General features: G+C 60.9%; 11 protein-coding genes. 3 read left to right on the top strand and 8 right to left on the bottom strand.

Annotated elements, in window-relative coordinates:
* The first annotated feature begins 124 nt into the window (after positions 1-124).
* The 3 genes from ACYQ6J_RS06535 (at position 125) to ACYQ6J_RS06525 (ending at position 2,653) form a co-directional block, all read left to right on the top strand.
* Positions 125-1,228 carry a polysaccharide biosynthesis/export family protein gene (locus ACYQ6J_RS06535; protein ID WP_460183381.1) on the top strand — a complete coding sequence of 368 codons (1,104 nt, stop codon included), beginning with the start codon at positions 125-127 and terminating at the stop codon, positions 1,226-1,228.
* 243 nt (positions 1,229-1,471) lie between these two features.
* A complete protein-coding gene (locus tag ACYQ6J_RS06530) occupies positions 1,472-2,149 on the top strand; it encodes a hypothetical protein (RefSeq protein WP_460183380.1) in 678 nt (225 codons plus the stop codon).
* Positions 2,150-2,254: 105 nt separating this feature from the next.
* Complete coding sequence (locus tag ACYQ6J_RS06525) at positions 2,255-2,653, top strand: hypothetical protein (RefSeq protein WP_460183379.1); 399 nt, start codon at positions 2,255-2,257, stop codon at positions 2,651-2,653.
* A 66-nt stretch (positions 2,654-2,719) separates the two neighbouring features.
* Here the strand turns inward: ACYQ6J_RS06525 and ACYQ6J_RS06520 are convergent, their stop codons facing one another.
* From ACYQ6J_RS06520 to ACYQ6J_RS06485, 8 genes are all read right to left on the bottom strand, one after another.
* Positions 2,720-5,641, bottom strand: a complete 2,922-nt coding sequence (locus ACYQ6J_RS06520) for an Hsp70 family protein (protein WP_460183378.1) — start codon at positions 5,639-5,641, stop codon at positions 2,720-2,722.
* Between the two features lie 211 nt (positions 5,642-5,852).
* Positions 5,853-7,649, bottom strand: coding sequence for an Hsp70 family protein (locus ACYQ6J_RS06515; protein ID WP_460183377.1), 1,797 nt, complete (start codon positions 7,647-7,649; stop codon positions 5,853-5,855).
* 126 nt (positions 7,650-7,775) lie between these two features.
* Entirely contained in the window at positions 7,776-8,348 is a 573-nt protein-coding gene (locus ACYQ6J_RS06510; RefSeq protein WP_460183376.1) for a DUF2760 domain-containing protein, read from the bottom strand.
* 262 nt (positions 8,349-8,610) lie between these two features.
* Complete coding sequence (bioF, locus tag ACYQ6J_RS06505) at positions 8,611-9,813, bottom strand: 8-amino-7-oxononanoate synthase (protein WP_460183375.1); 1,203 nt, start codon at positions 9,811-9,813, stop codon at positions 8,611-8,613.
* A gap of 26 nt (positions 9,814-9,839) precedes the next feature.
* A complete protein-coding gene (locus tag ACYQ6J_RS06500; RefSeq protein WP_460183374.1) occupies positions 9,840-10,184 on the bottom strand; it encodes a histidine triad nucleotide-binding protein in 345 nt (114 codons plus the stop codon).
* Positions 10,185-10,258: 74 nt separating this feature from the next.
* Entirely contained in the window at positions 10,259-10,450 is a 192-nt protein-coding gene (locus ACYQ6J_RS06495; protein WP_460183373.1) for a DUF6800 family protein, read from the bottom strand.
* 347 nt (positions 10,451-10,797) lie between these two features.
* Positions 10,798-14,550, bottom strand: coding sequence for a hypothetical protein (locus ACYQ6J_RS06490; protein WP_460183372.1), 3,753 nt, complete (start codon positions 14,548-14,550; stop codon positions 10,798-10,800).
* Between the two features lie 130 nt (positions 14,551-14,680).
* Complete coding sequence (locus ACYQ6J_RS06485; RefSeq protein WP_460183371.1) at positions 14,681-15,604, bottom strand: SDR family oxidoreductase; 924 nt, start codon at positions 15,602-15,604, stop codon at positions 14,681-14,683.
* Positions 15,605-15,679 lie beyond the last annotated feature (75 nt).

The raw sequence follows: 15,679 nt of genomic DNA, 5'->3' as shown, positions 1-15,679 counted from the left end.
TCAGGCAAGTTGTTGGCAAAGTTTGCCGATTATTCCGACAGCAACAGTGGCGACGGTTTTGTCGCCTGCGTTCGGTTTGCGTGCCGAACCTGATGCCTCACTCGGTTGAGGAGTCCCTATCGCCATGATCCCCGGTCGCAATTTCGACCTAATCTGCCCGGATTTCCGGTCTTGCGGTCGTTTCGCCGCGTCTCTTTCCCTGATCGCGGTCCTGACGCTCGCGGCCTCCGGTTGCCGAACCATGGACTTCTACGATCCCGGACTGGAGCAGACGCCGGCCTCCGCCGATTTGGAGCCTCCCCGAGAATTGGCCAAGGTCTCCTTGCCCGCCTACCGCCTGGAACCGCCCGACGTGGTCCAGATCGAGGTCCCCAAGATGGTCCCCCTCCCGCCCTATCGGCTGGAGGTCTACGACGTGCTGCAAGTGGACGTGATCGGGACGCTGCTGGACCAGCCCATCGCGGGCTACTACATGGTGGAGGCCGAAGGCACGATCAATCTGGGACCGGCTTACGGTTCGGTCCGCGTGGCGGGCATGACCGTGGAGGAGGCCCGCTGGGCCATCGATCAGCACCTGCGGCGGATTCTCCGCGCCCCCGAAGTCGCCGTCCAATTGGCCCGGGCGAGCGGTTTGCAACCCATCGGCGGCGTCTACCTGGTGGGGCCCGACGGGACGCTCAACCTCAAACAGTACGGCGCCGTGTACGTGGCGGGAATGACGCTCCCCGAGGCCCGCGAGGCCGTCCGCCGGCACCTCTCCCAATTCCTCGACTCGCCCGATGTCTCCTTGGAGGTGCTGGCCTACAACAGCAAGGTGTACTACGTCATCACGGAAGGCCCCGGCGAAGACGACAACGTCATCCGCCTGCCCTGCACCGGCAACGAGACGGTCTTGGACGCGGTCGCGCAGGTGGGCGGCGTGTCGCAGGTCTCCAGCAAGAAGATCTGGATCGCACGGCCCTCACCGGCGGGCACCGGTTGCGAACAGGTCCTGCCTGTGGACTGGAATGCCATCACCCGCGGCGGCAACACCGCCACGAACTACCAGGTCTTGCCGGGCGACCGCATCTTCATCGCCCACGACGAGATGATCGCCATGCACGCCTGGATCGACAAGATGGTGGCCCCGGTGGAACGCCTGTTCGGCTTCACCAGCCTGGGAACCTCGACGGTCCGCAGCCTGCAAACCATGGGCCGCGGATACAATCAAAACCGCAGCGGGTTCTAAGCGATGGACGTGACGCAGCGGAAAAGAACGCCTGGGTTTGACCGCCCGACATCCCAGTCTCATGCTTTTCTCCGTCACCCCCACTTTTGGAGAATGGAATTCGTATAATTTCAGCGAGGCTAAAAGCAATATCGAATGCAAGCAGGGAGCATGCGACTGTTGTGACGGTCTCTGCCAAAAGAACCGCACGCCTTGGCCGATCGCCTGGCGTCGCACATTCCGCTTGTGTTGGGAGCACCGGATATGAATCGGCTCACGAATCAACCGACCCTCACCGTCCTGGTTCTGCTTGCCGCCACGCTGATCGGTCGCACTTGCGCGGGACAAGTGACGCCGGGTACGCTCGGGACGGACGGTGGAGTTCGACCGCCTGCGGCGTCACCGCGACAGTCCGCTGCGATGCCGCTTCCCCCGACGAGCGCGGCCGGATCACAGACCGGCCAAGCGGACGTCGTAAACGGTTCCGTTGCACCGGGCGGCGCCGGCATCCCGCTTCCGCCCACAGGTTACTCGCGGAGCAGTTCCGCGGCAGGAACATCGGGAGGATGGGTCAGCGGTACGGCGGCGTTACAAGGCGGCCCGTTTCCAGCGTACATGACGGGCTACGGGACGCCCGCCGGCGGACACTTCGGCGGCGGTACCGGGGTCGGCACCGCCGGTCGCCCGTTCTCCAACTATTCGTCGCCGCAGGCCGTCAGCCCCTACATGAATCTCTTCCGAAGCAATAGCAGCCTGGGTACTGCGGGCAACTACTATACGCTCGTGCGTCCCCAAATCGAACAGCAACGAGTGAACCAGCAACTGTCACGACAAATTAATGAGGTGCGATCGGGCTACGGTAACGCACCGACCGGTCGCGGGGGATCGGTGGGCGGCTATTTCATGAACTACTACGGGTTTTTCTCCGCAGGCCCGCGTTAATGCCCCATTCCGCCGACGAATGCCGACAAGTCAAGCGGCGCGACCCTCACCGGAGAAATATCTCGCGGCACAGAGGCCGACGGAAATCTTGGAAAGGAGTCTTCTGTGAATTCGCAATCCCAGCCAAGTCATCCAGTTTTTAGTGAAGGGATTACGGGGGCCTGTTTCAATTTGGAATTCTCCACGGGAGGGTGGTCCGCTGATACGGGAGAAAATCAGGAGGGTTGCAAGGAAAAGATATCGACCCTCTCGCAACTCGTGGAACGAATGCAAGCGGCTTTGAAACTGTGGATGGAATGGAATCGGGCCTATCAGGAACTCAGCGGCTTGATGTATTCGCACCGCTACGACATTGGCAGATTGGAAAGCCTGGCCGACGAACTGGATCGCCTGCGACATCGTGCCGCGAGTATGACGGCGCAACTGCTTTCTCGCGAACAACAGGATTCCGCGGCGGCAAACTCTCGGCTTCCGCAGACCCTGCGCGACGATGTTCCCGAATAGTCGCCGCAGTGATCAGGCTTGTCTGCCGCGTCGATCATTGAGTTTCTCGTGGCACCGACACCCCTATCAAACCACGCGAAGACCTCGCGGCAGGCTTTCACCGAAAGCCTCTTTCCGTTCTTCCTCGCGGAGCGAACCGCCGGTTCGGACTAATTCGATCAAGTGAGACGGCGCCCCCATGGTTTCCAATTTCTCAGCCGCCTTTTCGCGGAGCGAGGCGTGAAGATCGCGGAAACGATCGCCGGTGCAGCGAGCCAACTGCATGATCGAAAACGCCGCGGTATTTCCGGCGAGTTCCAGTTCCATCAGTCGCCGCAACCACGCTTCGATCGTCTCTTGAGGCACGACGCAATTGAGCGGTCCGTACAATGGCACTCTGGCCCCCAATCTGCCCAGGGTCCAAATCATGGCCTCCCGCATGTTTTCGGTCTTTCGACGCGGCAGCAAATCGAGAATGATCCCTCCCAACTCAACCTTGCAATCGACGGGCAGCAATTCCAACGAGCCAAGCAGTCGCCAGATTTCGGAACCCTCATGAGACGCCGTGGGAAAATCGGATCCGGTCTTGCCCGTCGCTGCCTGTCGCTGAAGCGACCGCACGGAAGCCAGTAGCGGATCGGCCAGGCTCCGTTGGCGTCCGGTCGGCAATCCCCCGGAAATACGTCGCCATAAGATCCACCATTCCGCACGGCACATTGGGGAGGGATGCACCAAACGCCCGTGGAGCAGACGCCACGTCTCCGCGACTCGCCAATCATCAGCGGCGACGCCGTATCCCGGTCGCAGGCAAAAACCTAGCAGGTTCAGCCAACGCGCCTCGTGCGAAGGACTTTGCCTCCGTCCTTGCTCGCACTCCACCAACCCTGCCCAAAGTCGTCGCAAGAATGACGCGGGCCATTCGTAGCGATGAACACCGGTGAGTCGGACCAGTTGCTTCACGACTCCCTCAGGACTTCTCCGCGCTCCTACGCCGAAATACTCTTGCAACGCGGAAACTGCCGCCTCAGTCACCCCTTCGTCCCAAACCCCCTCGTCCTCGGCGCCTCCGCCGTGGGGAGCGATTTCCGTCCGAACCGCAGAGCGAACATCAAACTCCAGTCGCCAACTCCCCGGCCCATCCAGGCGTTTGCACCACATCTCCAACGTTCCGATTTCGGTCAATTTGGCGTGTATCTCCACATCCGCCTCTTTCTCAGAGGCGGCGCGCCGCACGGCTTTCAGGACCGTGCGAATCGGGGGCAAGGCGGTCACTTGTTCAGGGTGAGCGAGAATGATTCGGCCCACCGCGTCGGTCAGTCGTGTACCCGAATAATACACAGGGAATTCGACCGGTTCGGCTACACGCAAACGAAAGGGGCGATCGGTCAGCGTAACCTCCTGATTCGGTTCGGTTCCGGCGGCAAGTACGCAAATCGCGGCGTCGAACCTAGGTGTCTCCACTTTTTCCTGGGACGGTTCGCCGGTGCGAGCCTCCATGGCCGACTCCAAAACATCCTTTTCTTCGCTTGGCAGATCGATGCCCAGGTAGTAAGACCGCGCGAGCGACGCCGCAATTCGAACTCCCTCGCCGCGACGAACCATGCCGTAGTAGGCCGCGCCCTGGGCCACCGCCAAGTCCAAGCGATCGTTCTCCAGGAGGTTGGGTTCCCATTTCCGTTCCGAATTGCCGTACCATCGGGCCAGCACCGACATCAGCCTGTCGCGTATGGCCGCGGCAAAGAATACTCCGCCGTTTAGCAGCACGTGATCGGGCGCCGTCGGATCAAGGTCGTCTTGAGCGGGCGGATCCTGCGTCAGAATCTCGCGGTGCGACTGCAAAAAGAAGGCTATTTGCCGACTGACCGCGGGATCATTCGCGTACGGCAAGCCGAACTCTTGAAAACCGGTGCGCCGCGATTCAGGACGTGCGTCTTTTTCGACAAACGGGAAAAACCCATCCAAAATCACCCGTTGAGCTTCCTCCCTGGAAAGCTCGACCTGCAACGATCCACCCACGATCCGAGACCCGCTCCCCGGGATCGCGATTGTGAGCTTCTCCGGCGGATGGGAACCCAACAATTCTTCTTTAGCCCGTTGACAACGACGTACCAGTACGGACCACTGACGCGTTTCCAACGTCCCGCGTTGCGCCAGTTTGGCCTCGACATGATGGGCAAGCGCGAGATCGAAATTGTCGCCCCCGAGAATCAAATGATCTCCCACGGCAATGCGGTGGAACCGGACATTTCCATCCGCTCCCCCGCGAACGCGAATGAGCGTCAAGTCCGTGGTTCCCCCGCCGATATCGCAGACCAATATTTTTTCACCGGGCTTCACGACGGTCTGCCAATCGTGGGCGTGACGGTACAACCAGGCATAGAAGGCGGCCTGCGGTTCTTCGATCAGTATGACCCGATCCAATCCTGCGACCGCGGCGGCTTTGATCGTGAGTTGCCGAGCCACTTCGTCAAACGAGGCCGGAATCGTCAACACAAATTCCTGATCCGACAACGGATAATTCGGAAAGGCGGCGTCCCACGATTGCCGCACATGCAGGAGATATCGCGAGGAGACTTCGACGGGAGAAAGTCGGGTCACATCCGGCGAACCATGCCACGGCAAGAGCGGCGCCGTCCTATCAACACCGTTATGACACAACCATGACTTGGCCGAAGCGATCAATCGTCCCGGCACCAAGGCTCCGTGATCCCTTGCGAACAAGCCGACGGTGTAATTGCGAGGCTCGCCGACGAACGGCAACCGCAAGGCATCGTCCGGAAACTCGCCTTCGGCGGCCTCGTAATGGAACGAGGGCAATACCTCCAAGGACTCGATACGCCCCGGCGAGACGATCTGGGGAATGCGAAAGCTTCGAATGCGTCGGGGATGCTCTTCCGTATCCACATAACAGACGGCGGAGTTGGTGGTGCCCAGGTCCATCCCCACCACAAAACGCGAAGCCGCGCGATCGTCTTCCATGGGGCGTTTGATCCCGAAGGTTGATTGCAAGTATTACGTTTCCTCGCGGATTTGAAAAAAGCTCCCGCGTCGATCCACAACGAAACCCCCTTCGCGGCACAAGCGGCGCTCCCTTGGTCGTCCTACTCGCCGAAAAGGACCTCGACGTGCGTCCCGGCGTCTGGTAGGGATGGAGAGATGACTGCGGGGGCCGATCGGCAAACGCGAATCGGAAGCTCCGAAAGTCGGGCAGGGAGGTCGACTAACCCTCATCGGCTTCACGCACGCTGAATTCGAGCTTCCATCTCTTGTCGGAATGGATGCTGTTGCACCACAGTTCCAGCATTCCCAATTCTGTGACCTTGGCGTGAAATCGCACGGGTACGTATTCGCCTTCGCCGGCCTCTTCCGCGGGCAGGCACGCCTCCAGAGAGTCGGTTTCTTCGAGTTCTTCGGGCGTCCAACGATCCAGCACATCGCCCGGTCGGTCGTTTTTTCGGATCGACGACCCGAAAAAGCGAAACTGAACGGGTTCACCGACGATCAATCCCACCTCTTCGGAAGGGACGTCCACCGCGGAACCTTCTTCCATGCCCATGGGTACGACGCACAGCGCACGTAACGGTCGAGGAATGCCGGGAACCGCAGGACCGGAGGTCTCCACGCCCACATAATAGGCCCGAGCGGTGCCACCGCGAATTCGTACGCCGCCGTGTTCCTTGGCCCAGGCGTAATAAGCCGCGCCTTTGGCCACGGCGTGATCGAGGTCCTGCTTGCCCGCCAACATCTGAGGCCGCGGATCGTCGGGAAACCAGGACCGTAGTACTTCGAGAATTCGTTGACGGAGTCGAGGGGCGCGGAATACGCCGCCGTTCAGCAGCAATTGCGTCGGTCGTGCCGGACCGCCGTCGTCCGGCCCATGCGACTGCAAAAACGCCGCCAGATGCCGCGTCACGGCGGTGTCCGTTTCGTACGGCAAGCCGACCTCCTTGAAGCCGGAAGTTCGTCGTTTCGCCGGACGTTCACCGATTTCGCAGGGCGGAAAGAAGCCCTCGAGAAGGGATGCCGCCACCTCCTCCCGTTTGACCTTCACGCTAATGGTGCCGCCGATCAGTTTGCTGCCCCGACCGAGGATGGTGATCGGGAATTCGTCGGGACCGTCCTCCGCCAAGAGCGACTCCTTGGCTTGGCGACAAGCATGCCAAAGCGACACGGACTGCCACGCGTCCAGAGAGGTGCCTTTTTCCGCGAACATTCGGGCGGCCATGTGCGCGAGGGCCAGGTCCATGTTGTCGCCGCCGACCAGCAAATGATTGCCCACCGCTAGACGACGGAGAGTCAATTCGCCGGATTCTTCGGCGACTCCCACCAGCGTCAAGTCGGTAGTGCCCCCGCCGACGTCGCACACCAACACTTGATCCTCCACATTGAGGACCTTGCGCCACCTGGCTCCGGTATCGGCGAGCCAGGCGTACAGCGCGGCCTGCGGTTCTTCCAAAAGCACGAAATCAGCGGGAAACCCGCTTTCCAGTGCGGCTTCCCGCGTCAACTCGCGAGCGGCTGCGTCAAACGAGGCCGGTACGGTAAGCACCACGCGCTGTCGAGCGAACGGTGCATCCGGAAAGGCGTGCTGCCAAGCTGCGATCAGGTGTTCCAGGATACGCCGAGAAGCCTGAACCGGAGAAATTTTGGCGACATCCGCCGGAGCATTCCAGGGAAGGATCGGTTGCCGCCGATCGACACGGCTATGACACAACCATGATTTGGCCCCGCTTACCGTTCGCTGCGGCACATCAGCGGCCTGGCGTCGAGCGTATTCGCCCACCACGCACTTCGGCGCCCGATCCCACGGGAGGGCAAGCGCACCCTCGGTCGCCTCGTCGTCGGAACTGAGATATACGTAGGATGCCAGGCTCGTCTTCTCCTCGACCGTTCCCGGCGCAACCAGTTGCGGAATCCGGAGGACCTCCGGTTGCGGTTCTTCCGCATCGATCGGCACATAAGCCAACACGCTATTGGTCGTCCCCAGATCGACTCCGATCACATACTTCGTTCTCATAGGCACTCAAATCGTTCCATAGCGCCGACGACTTCGGCGGCTTTCAATTCGGTGGAAAACGCGACTGTTCGGCCCGCATCATGGGGCGGCACGCGAGAGGAAGTTCGGTTCCCGTCCGCTGTAAACTCAAGCTTGGACTTCGACCTCCGCCGGAGCAATTACTTGAGCGGCTTGAGTCGAACCGGTCCACACCGGCAATTGGCACTGCGTCGCCTTCCACCCGTGATGGCGGAGGATACCTCGATACGGCCCCGATCCGCCGACTTCTCCCACCAGTCGGTAGATTCCGGAATCGTAGCCTTTGGGCAACTCCACCGTTTGGCCCTCGCCCTGATCGACGGCGGGACGAATGGCGAAGATGCGTTCCAAAGCCGCGGCGCAGTCACGATGAATGTCGCGCACGGCGGCACCCACCTGGGCATCGCCGTACTCCGCGATCGACTCTTTGAAAAAGTCGATCAATCGGCCCTCCCGTTGAAGCACCTCCAACAGGATGAGGGCTTCGCTCTTGACCGCTTTGGCGGGCGGGCGTGTCTCCTTTCGTGTGGCAACCTTGTCGGTTTCAGCCGCGCCTTCGGGCGGCGGGGGGACCGTCGCAGTTTTCTCCACGGCTGTGTCGATGGCGATGCGCACTCGCTCCGCCGCTAAACGATCGAACAGTACGGCAAAAAAAGCCCGGAAAGCCAATCCAAGTCGCATGACCTACTCCATGTTGACACTCATTCCTCGATTTGTATGGACACGCGGCGGCAATAAATAAAACGCGTGCTCCTCCGATACTTCCGTTCTCGAAGTCGCATCGTGGCACCGAAAACCCGCCTCGATTGCCGCCGTTTTGCAATCGCTGAGCGCCCCCGGTCAGCCGATATCGCAACCGGAGGCGGATATTCCATTATTGTAACGGGTTCGAGCGAGTTAAGAACCGAGTGGTTCAGGCGGCATAGGCCCGTCGTACAACGGCCTAGCGGCGAAGTAGGAACCGGTCCCGCACTTTTTCGAGCGCTTGCAGGAACCGCGCAACGTCGCCGTCCTCGTGTACGGTGGTAAGGCTCAGACGCAAACAAGCCTCGCCCTTTGGCACCGTGGGCGGGCGGATCGCGGGCACGAAAAACCCTGCATCCCACAAGGCCGCGGACAATTCCATCGCAGTTCGGGCATCGCCGACGATGATCGGGATGATTTGGCTTTGTGAGCGCCCGACGTTCCATCCCTGGCCGCGAAGTACGTTACGCACCGTCTCGGCCCGTTCCAGCAACTTGCGTCTTGCGTGCGGTTCCGCTCGAACGATATCCAGTGCCGTCATTGCAGCCGAGCATAACGCGGCGGGAAAGGCCGTCGAAAAGACGTACGATCGGGCACGTTGGAATAACCACGAAGTCAACCACCGACACCCCGCCGTAAATCCTCCCACCCCACCGAGAGCCTTGCTCAATGTCCCCACGCGAATCGGGACGCGATCCTCCACGCCGTAGGCTTCGCAAAGTCCCCGCCCCAATTCCCCGAAAACGCCGGTCGCGTGGGCCTCGTCCGCCATCAGCATGGTACCAAATTGACTAGCGACCTCCGCAAGCTGGGAAAGCGGTGCAAGGTCTCCATCCATACTGAAAACGGTGTCGGTCACGATCAAGCGGCGACGGTGACGATGAGGCTTGGCCAACAAGGCGGCCAAATGATCCGCGTCCCCGTGACGATAGACCTTCACATCGGCGCGGCTCAGACGGCAACCGTCCCAGATACTGGCGTGGTTCTTTTCGTCCGTATAAACGGCGTCGCCCGGACCGACGAGTGCCGCAATCGTCCCACTATTGGCCGAATAACCGGACGAGAACACGATGGCGGCTTCCGTGCCCTCGAATTGCGCAAGGGCGGACTCGAGGGCGTCGTGCAGGCTTGATCGCCCGCAAATCAACGGGCTGGCACCCCCGCCGAAACCCTCTTCAACCATGGCCCGGCGGACGGCATCCACCAACCGCGAATCGCCGGCCAGACCTAGGTAGTCGTTCGACCCGAAGTTCACGCACGAGCGTCCGTTGAGGTCGATGACAGGCCCTTGTCGAGTAAGCCGAATACGTGGCGAACGAAGAAGATCTTCGCGACGCAGGCTCTCTAGAGATTCGACGAGCCACCCGAGCGAGTTGGGAGAGACGTCAGGAGAATTTGTCATCGACCGGCGCCGGCGGAAACAGGACCTCAACCGGGCGGCCAACCGAACGGGCGCCCGGCGAGGATGTGAAAGTGCAAATGCTTGACTTCCTGACCGGCATCTCGACCGTTGTTCAAAACCAGGCGAAAGCCTCGATTCAGCCCCAGGCTTTCGGCGATCTTCCGGACCGCCATTAGCAGTTTGCCCATGACCGCTTCGTCCGCCTCGTCGAGAGACTCGAAGTCCGCAATTTCCTTCTTGGGAATGAGCAGGATGTGCACCGGAGCCTGCGGATTAATATCCTTGAAAGCCAAGCAATCGGCATCCTCATACACGATTTCAGCCGGTATCTCGCGGTCGATGATCCGTTGGAATACGGACTTGGACGTCATGCCGACACCTCATCCCGTCGAGGCTGCGGACAACTCTCGATTCCGATCGGAGAAAAGTCGTCCGCTGAAACGCGTCAAGCGGACCGCTCCGTCAAACCGAAATTGTCCAGCACGACTTCCGGGTTCGGCGCCATGCGTCGAATCTTCTCGGCGATGGCGGTTCGCTCGGATGCCGTCGCCTTTTCCAATTTGCGTTTCAAAATGGCGTATTTTTCGCTGCGCTTTCGCCGACGTCGCAGTTCCGTCTTCCTCTCACTGATGGGCATATTCTCTCCCTTGAGCTCAATAACTTAGAATCAACTCGCAATCGAGCGCGCCTCGCAAACCGGCCGCAAGCCGTATCGTCGGGATACCGTCCGGCAGCGGAACCTTCACGATCCCAACCTTCAATCATTACCGCTCCCTCGGCGGAGCGTCAATACGTACCGATCGACGTAGCAGGCCTCGTCGCTGCCGCTTCGATGGGCAGAATCTTACGCCGGGCGAAAAAAGGATCCGCCACGCAGCGGTCAAGTCTCGCCCTCAGTTGGACAGCGGACAAGACACTCCGACTCAATTTTGTCGGTATGCGCCCATACCCTTTGGCTATATCCGATTGGCTATATCCGAGTCGTTACTGGGACTTGCCAAGGGCCTTGAGGTACTCGCGGTACTGTTCGCTCCATTGCGGGGGCGGTGCGGTCTGGCGAGGAGTCCCCAGCCCACGTTGCGAGTCATTGGCACCCCGCCCACTCCGCAATTCGGTGCCCCGAGGGCGAAGCCCCAGGCTCTTCAATACTTCTCTAAATTGCCGGGCCGAGCTACTGTCCGCCGTGGGCACCTCCGCCTTATCTCGCAGTTCTCGCCAGCGTTGTGCGAAGCGTTCCATATCCTCTCGGGTCCAACCAAGTCGGTCGAGGAGTTCCGGGTCAGGCGTATTCTTGGCCAACTCTTCCTCCAAATAACGCAGAGCCAAATCGGTCTGCTTGCGTGCGAATTCCACGATCGGCTCATCCGCCGAGTCGGGGCGCGGCGCGCGTTGGACGGGGGCGGAATCCGCGTCACCGGGCAACCCGCCACCGCGCGGATTGCCGTTCCCCGGAGATCTTTGTCCGACCGAAGGCGCCCGCCCCGAATCGCCCGCCTCGTCGGACCGAGCAGAGGTCTCCGCGCCACCTTGCTGCGAGCCCTGATTTGCGGAGGCACGACCATCCGTTCCATTCGGCCCACCGGATTCCGGACCGTTGGGGTCTCGCATTGCTTCACCACCGGTAGTTGCCGGCGATTGGCTGCCGGGGGTGCCAAAACCACTTTGCGGGGACGATTGTCCTTGTCCCTCTCGCCCGCCGCCGGGGAGCGTACCGCTGTTTTCGCTTTGGGTTTGCGAACTGTCGCGAGACGAAGGATCGGTGGAGGCTTGCGGTTCGGGTGAACTCTCAGAGGCCCCCTCCGTCTGCGGAGAACGAGAGGCTTGAGGCGGCGTTTCGGACGACTGCGTTCCTTGCGGCGACCGGCCTTGCGTCTGCGAACCCGGTGGAGGCGTTGTCCCCATGGCGGCATCTTCCGGGGCCGCGCCGGGTTGGGAAGCTCCGCTTTGTGCACTTGGATTGGCAGGGCTTTCCCCCCCTCCCCGCGGCGACTGCGAATCCGGATCATCCGAGTCTTGTCCGGTATTGTCGCCTGCCGGAAAACCTCGCTCGGGGCCTGACTCGCCCGGCGTGCCCGAGCCTTGTGGGCGTTCCTGAGGCGAATCGGCTCCTTCCGCTGCGTTGGGGGAAGGCTTTTCTGCGCCCGGCCGATCGGAGCCTGTCGTGCCCTCGCTTGGTGAGTTAGCTGGTGACTCTTGCTGTACGGCAGGGTCGGGCGTGCCTTCGCCCCCCGGCGTCCCCGTCCGGCCTTTCTCTTGCAAGTATTTCAAAATCCTCTCAAAAGCCTCGCCCGGGTTATTCTGTCCATCCGCCGGACTCGGCGGTTTCCCGGAACGACCGCCGTCACCGTTAGAGGTCGGGTTGCGTCCGCTATTGCCCGACTCTCCGGATTCTGATGTATCGGCGGGCGTCGAGCCTTCCTGCCCTACCGCTCCCGCCGTGGGACCTTTCCCGTCACCCAGCGATTGGGCGCCCTCTGCGTCGCGACCGCCGCCGGTTTCCTGCATCGCTGCCGGGTCACCTTGTCCTGCCCCGTTTCCGGAATTAGCTGGCGAAGGCCGTTGTGCTTGGCCATCTGGGGTTGTTGACGGGGAGTCGCCGCCGGAATTGCCATTAGAACCAGCAGACTGGCTTGCCGCCGAGGATTGGCCGGTGCCGCCCGACTCACTTTGGCTCCCGCTTTGACTTTGCGAACCGGTGCCGTCGGCGGACTGCGAGCCGGACGATGCACCGCCGGATTGCGAACCGCTCTGCGCCCCTTGGCCCTCCATGCCCTGCTGCCCCTGGTGGGCATCGGAACCGCCCTCACTTGGCTTGGACTGGTCGGGGCGATTGTTGTCGCTTGGCTGCGGTTGTCCATCTCCGCCGGAAGATGCGTCGGCAGGTTCGGGATTCTGTTGTCCGTCTAAGGACGCACTATTCTCGGACGTCGAGCCTTGGTTCGACGGGGGAGGGCGATCTTGTCCGTTTGCAGAGTTCTTTCCATTCTTCTCAGGCGCAGCATCCGATGACGGCGAATCGGATCGGTCCGATCGATTCTCCGCCGAAGCGTCCCCGCCGGCAGCATTCGGCTGCTGCGGTTGCGCGTTGTCGGACGGAGTCGATTCTCCTATCACGAGTTGCAAGCGCCGACTCTCGACGCGATTGGCGGTTGGTTCTCGGTTATCCAAGGCCTCCGACCAGCAGAAAACGGTGTCTCCCGGCTGGAGATTCAGTTCGGCAGGGCGAAGCTCAAACGATTTCGTTACAATTTCGGTGCTTCCCGACTCGGACGGCGGCGTCTCCAACAGCACCGATGAATGGATCGACCGACCGCCCTTCTCCAAATACAGGGCCAATCGGTTCAAGCCGAAGTCCGGGTCCTGGGCTTTCACGTGAAGGGTGGTCGCCGCATTGACCGGGATGACCGAACCGTCCGCCGGCGGGTCTTGAAAATCCACCCAAGGAGGCCGATCGGGAATTGTTGCAATACTGAATCGAACCGGATCTCGGTTTCTTCGACCGTCCTCATCCGTGCCGCGCAGGGCGTAAGACGTGAATTCGCCTATGTTGGGGTCCTTCTTACTCATCTTCAAGGTGAATCGACCCAGCCAGCCTTCGCCCGAGCGTTGCATCGGTATGCGGATCCTGCCGTCGTCCAGTTCGATCTCGGCGTCTCTCAAGGGTACGGAAGCTTGCGCCGAGACCGTAACGCGAGTCCCCTCAATGGCCGAAATATCGCCTGTCCCGGTCAACGTCTTTTTCCCGAGTCGCGTGTACGGCGGATATTCCAGTTCCAGGCTTTGTACCTCCAGCCTCACGGTTGGGAGTACGCGAATCCGGAATGCCTTGGTCTCGGCGTCCGCCGCCTCGATGCGATACGTGGTATCGCAGGGAATTGCCGGGAATAACTCGGCGGAAAACCGCGAGGATTCGCCGTCGACGGGCCGCAGGGGAATGACCTGATCCGAGAACTGTCCGTCCGCCGTGGAGAAGTGCAGTCGCGGTTCCTCGCCGCTGCGTAGGCCGAACACGTGGGCCGTAACAATGACCCGATCCCCCGCCGTAACTTCGGCATTGCCGGGTGACACGTCCTCGATCCGGACCCGCGTGGCAGGCGCGATGTCGGCCCAAGGAATCAGTACCCGGGCGGTGGAAACCAAGGCATTCTTAGGGGAGAAAACGACGTACAGGCAGAACGCGGCAATCACACCAGCGAGAACGGCGGCCCAGCGTACTACTTGAGCACGGTCCACGACCGAGTCCAACGCGACGGTCTCGACGGTCGCCGCCGCTTTGCGCTCCAATCCTAGAAAAACGTGCTTGGAAAGGGGATCGTGCTCGAAGTCTTGCCTTCGTTCCCGTAATAGCAAGAACCCCATCACGGCGTGCTTCAGGCCGGGGAACGCTTTTTCCAATACGTACGCGGCAAACAGCGGGTGAATGCGGTGCAGGAGATAGGGACCGACCGCGAGTCCCAGCCAAGCGGCGGAAAGTCCCGCTACAAGAGACCAGGCGGTCCACCGCAACGGAGTCGGCATTCCACGAGAAAACAGCCATTGATCGCAGACGGTGAAAACCAACAAGAAGCCGACGACTCCGACCAGCCAAATCAATAGCCGCCAAGACAACTCGACCCAACCGATCCGCCGTCCCACGGAACGGATACGTTCTTCGATCCGACGTTCCAATTCGTCCTGTTCGGAACGAACGGACGTTGCAACGGACGGAATTGTCGGAGCGGCTTCGGAGCCGGACATACACAACCTCAATTGCGTCGTTTGACGGCCCACTCGACCGACGTGCTGTTTATAGCGTGCCCGGGACGGCGTAGGGGATTACTGCGATCACCACCGGTACGCCGTTCTCCCGCGGCAAAACCTACTTGCATTATACCCGATCTTGGAGCGTCTCCCCGGCCAAGTCCGCCCGAACGACCGCGGCGAGTCCCTCCCTATAACTTGGATAACGGCACGAGAAACCCAGTTCCCGGCAAATCTTATGATTCGAGACCCGCTTGTGCCCCGTCCCGCGGGTCGCCCCTTTGTTGAAACTCCGCTCGGAACCCTCCGATGCACCCTCCTGGGAAGGATTGTCGAACCTGGGCACAGGAAGATTCAAGAGTCGTGCCAATTCCCGATAGAAATCCGCGCGGGTTACGGGTTGACCGTCCGAAACATTAAATACGTTAGGTCTAGAGGCGTCTTGGCTCGCCAAGAGCACTGCCGTCACGGCGTCGTCCACGTGAATCAAGTTGACGACAGCCTCGGCTTCGCCGGGCAACACAAGGTCTTGGATGAGATTCCTTAGCAGCGGAATCCGTCCGGGACCGTAGATGCCCGCCAATCGCAGCACGATGCTCCTCGGGCCTGCCGGCGATGATCTCAGGATGTTCTCGGCTTCCAGGAGTGCCTTGGCGGACTGGCGTACGGGACGCGTTGGACTGCATTCGTCCGTCCACTCTCCGGCATGATCTCCGTAAACCCCGGTACTGCTGATATGAACGATACAGGCGGACTCTCCGGCGGGAGACAGTAACACGTTGCGCATTCCCTCGGCGTACACCTGGTATGGGGATTCGTGACTCTGCCGATCGTAGGCAACACAAAAGACCAGAGTGTCTACGGTCGGCAGTCGACCCAGTGTTTTGGATCGTGTGACGTCAGCGACAACCGGAATGAGCCCTTCCGACTCAAAGAGGGCCGCTTTCTCTGCAGACCGGGTCACCGCGAAAACCGTATCCCCTTGCGCCTGCCAGGCCTCGGCCAGGCGTTTTCCCAAATAGCCGGCGCCGACAATCAATCGTGAGGGCATCGCCATCCCTTGAGTTGAAGTAAGGAGCGATCCTAATCGGATTCGAAAAGCCGGCCCGAACCCCTAAATAGCGTG

This window comes from Thermopirellula anaerolimosa (assembly GCF_054657335.1).
The sequence above is the reverse complement of the archived record's forward strand: the minus strand, read 5'-3'. Positions and strand labels throughout refer to the sequence as shown.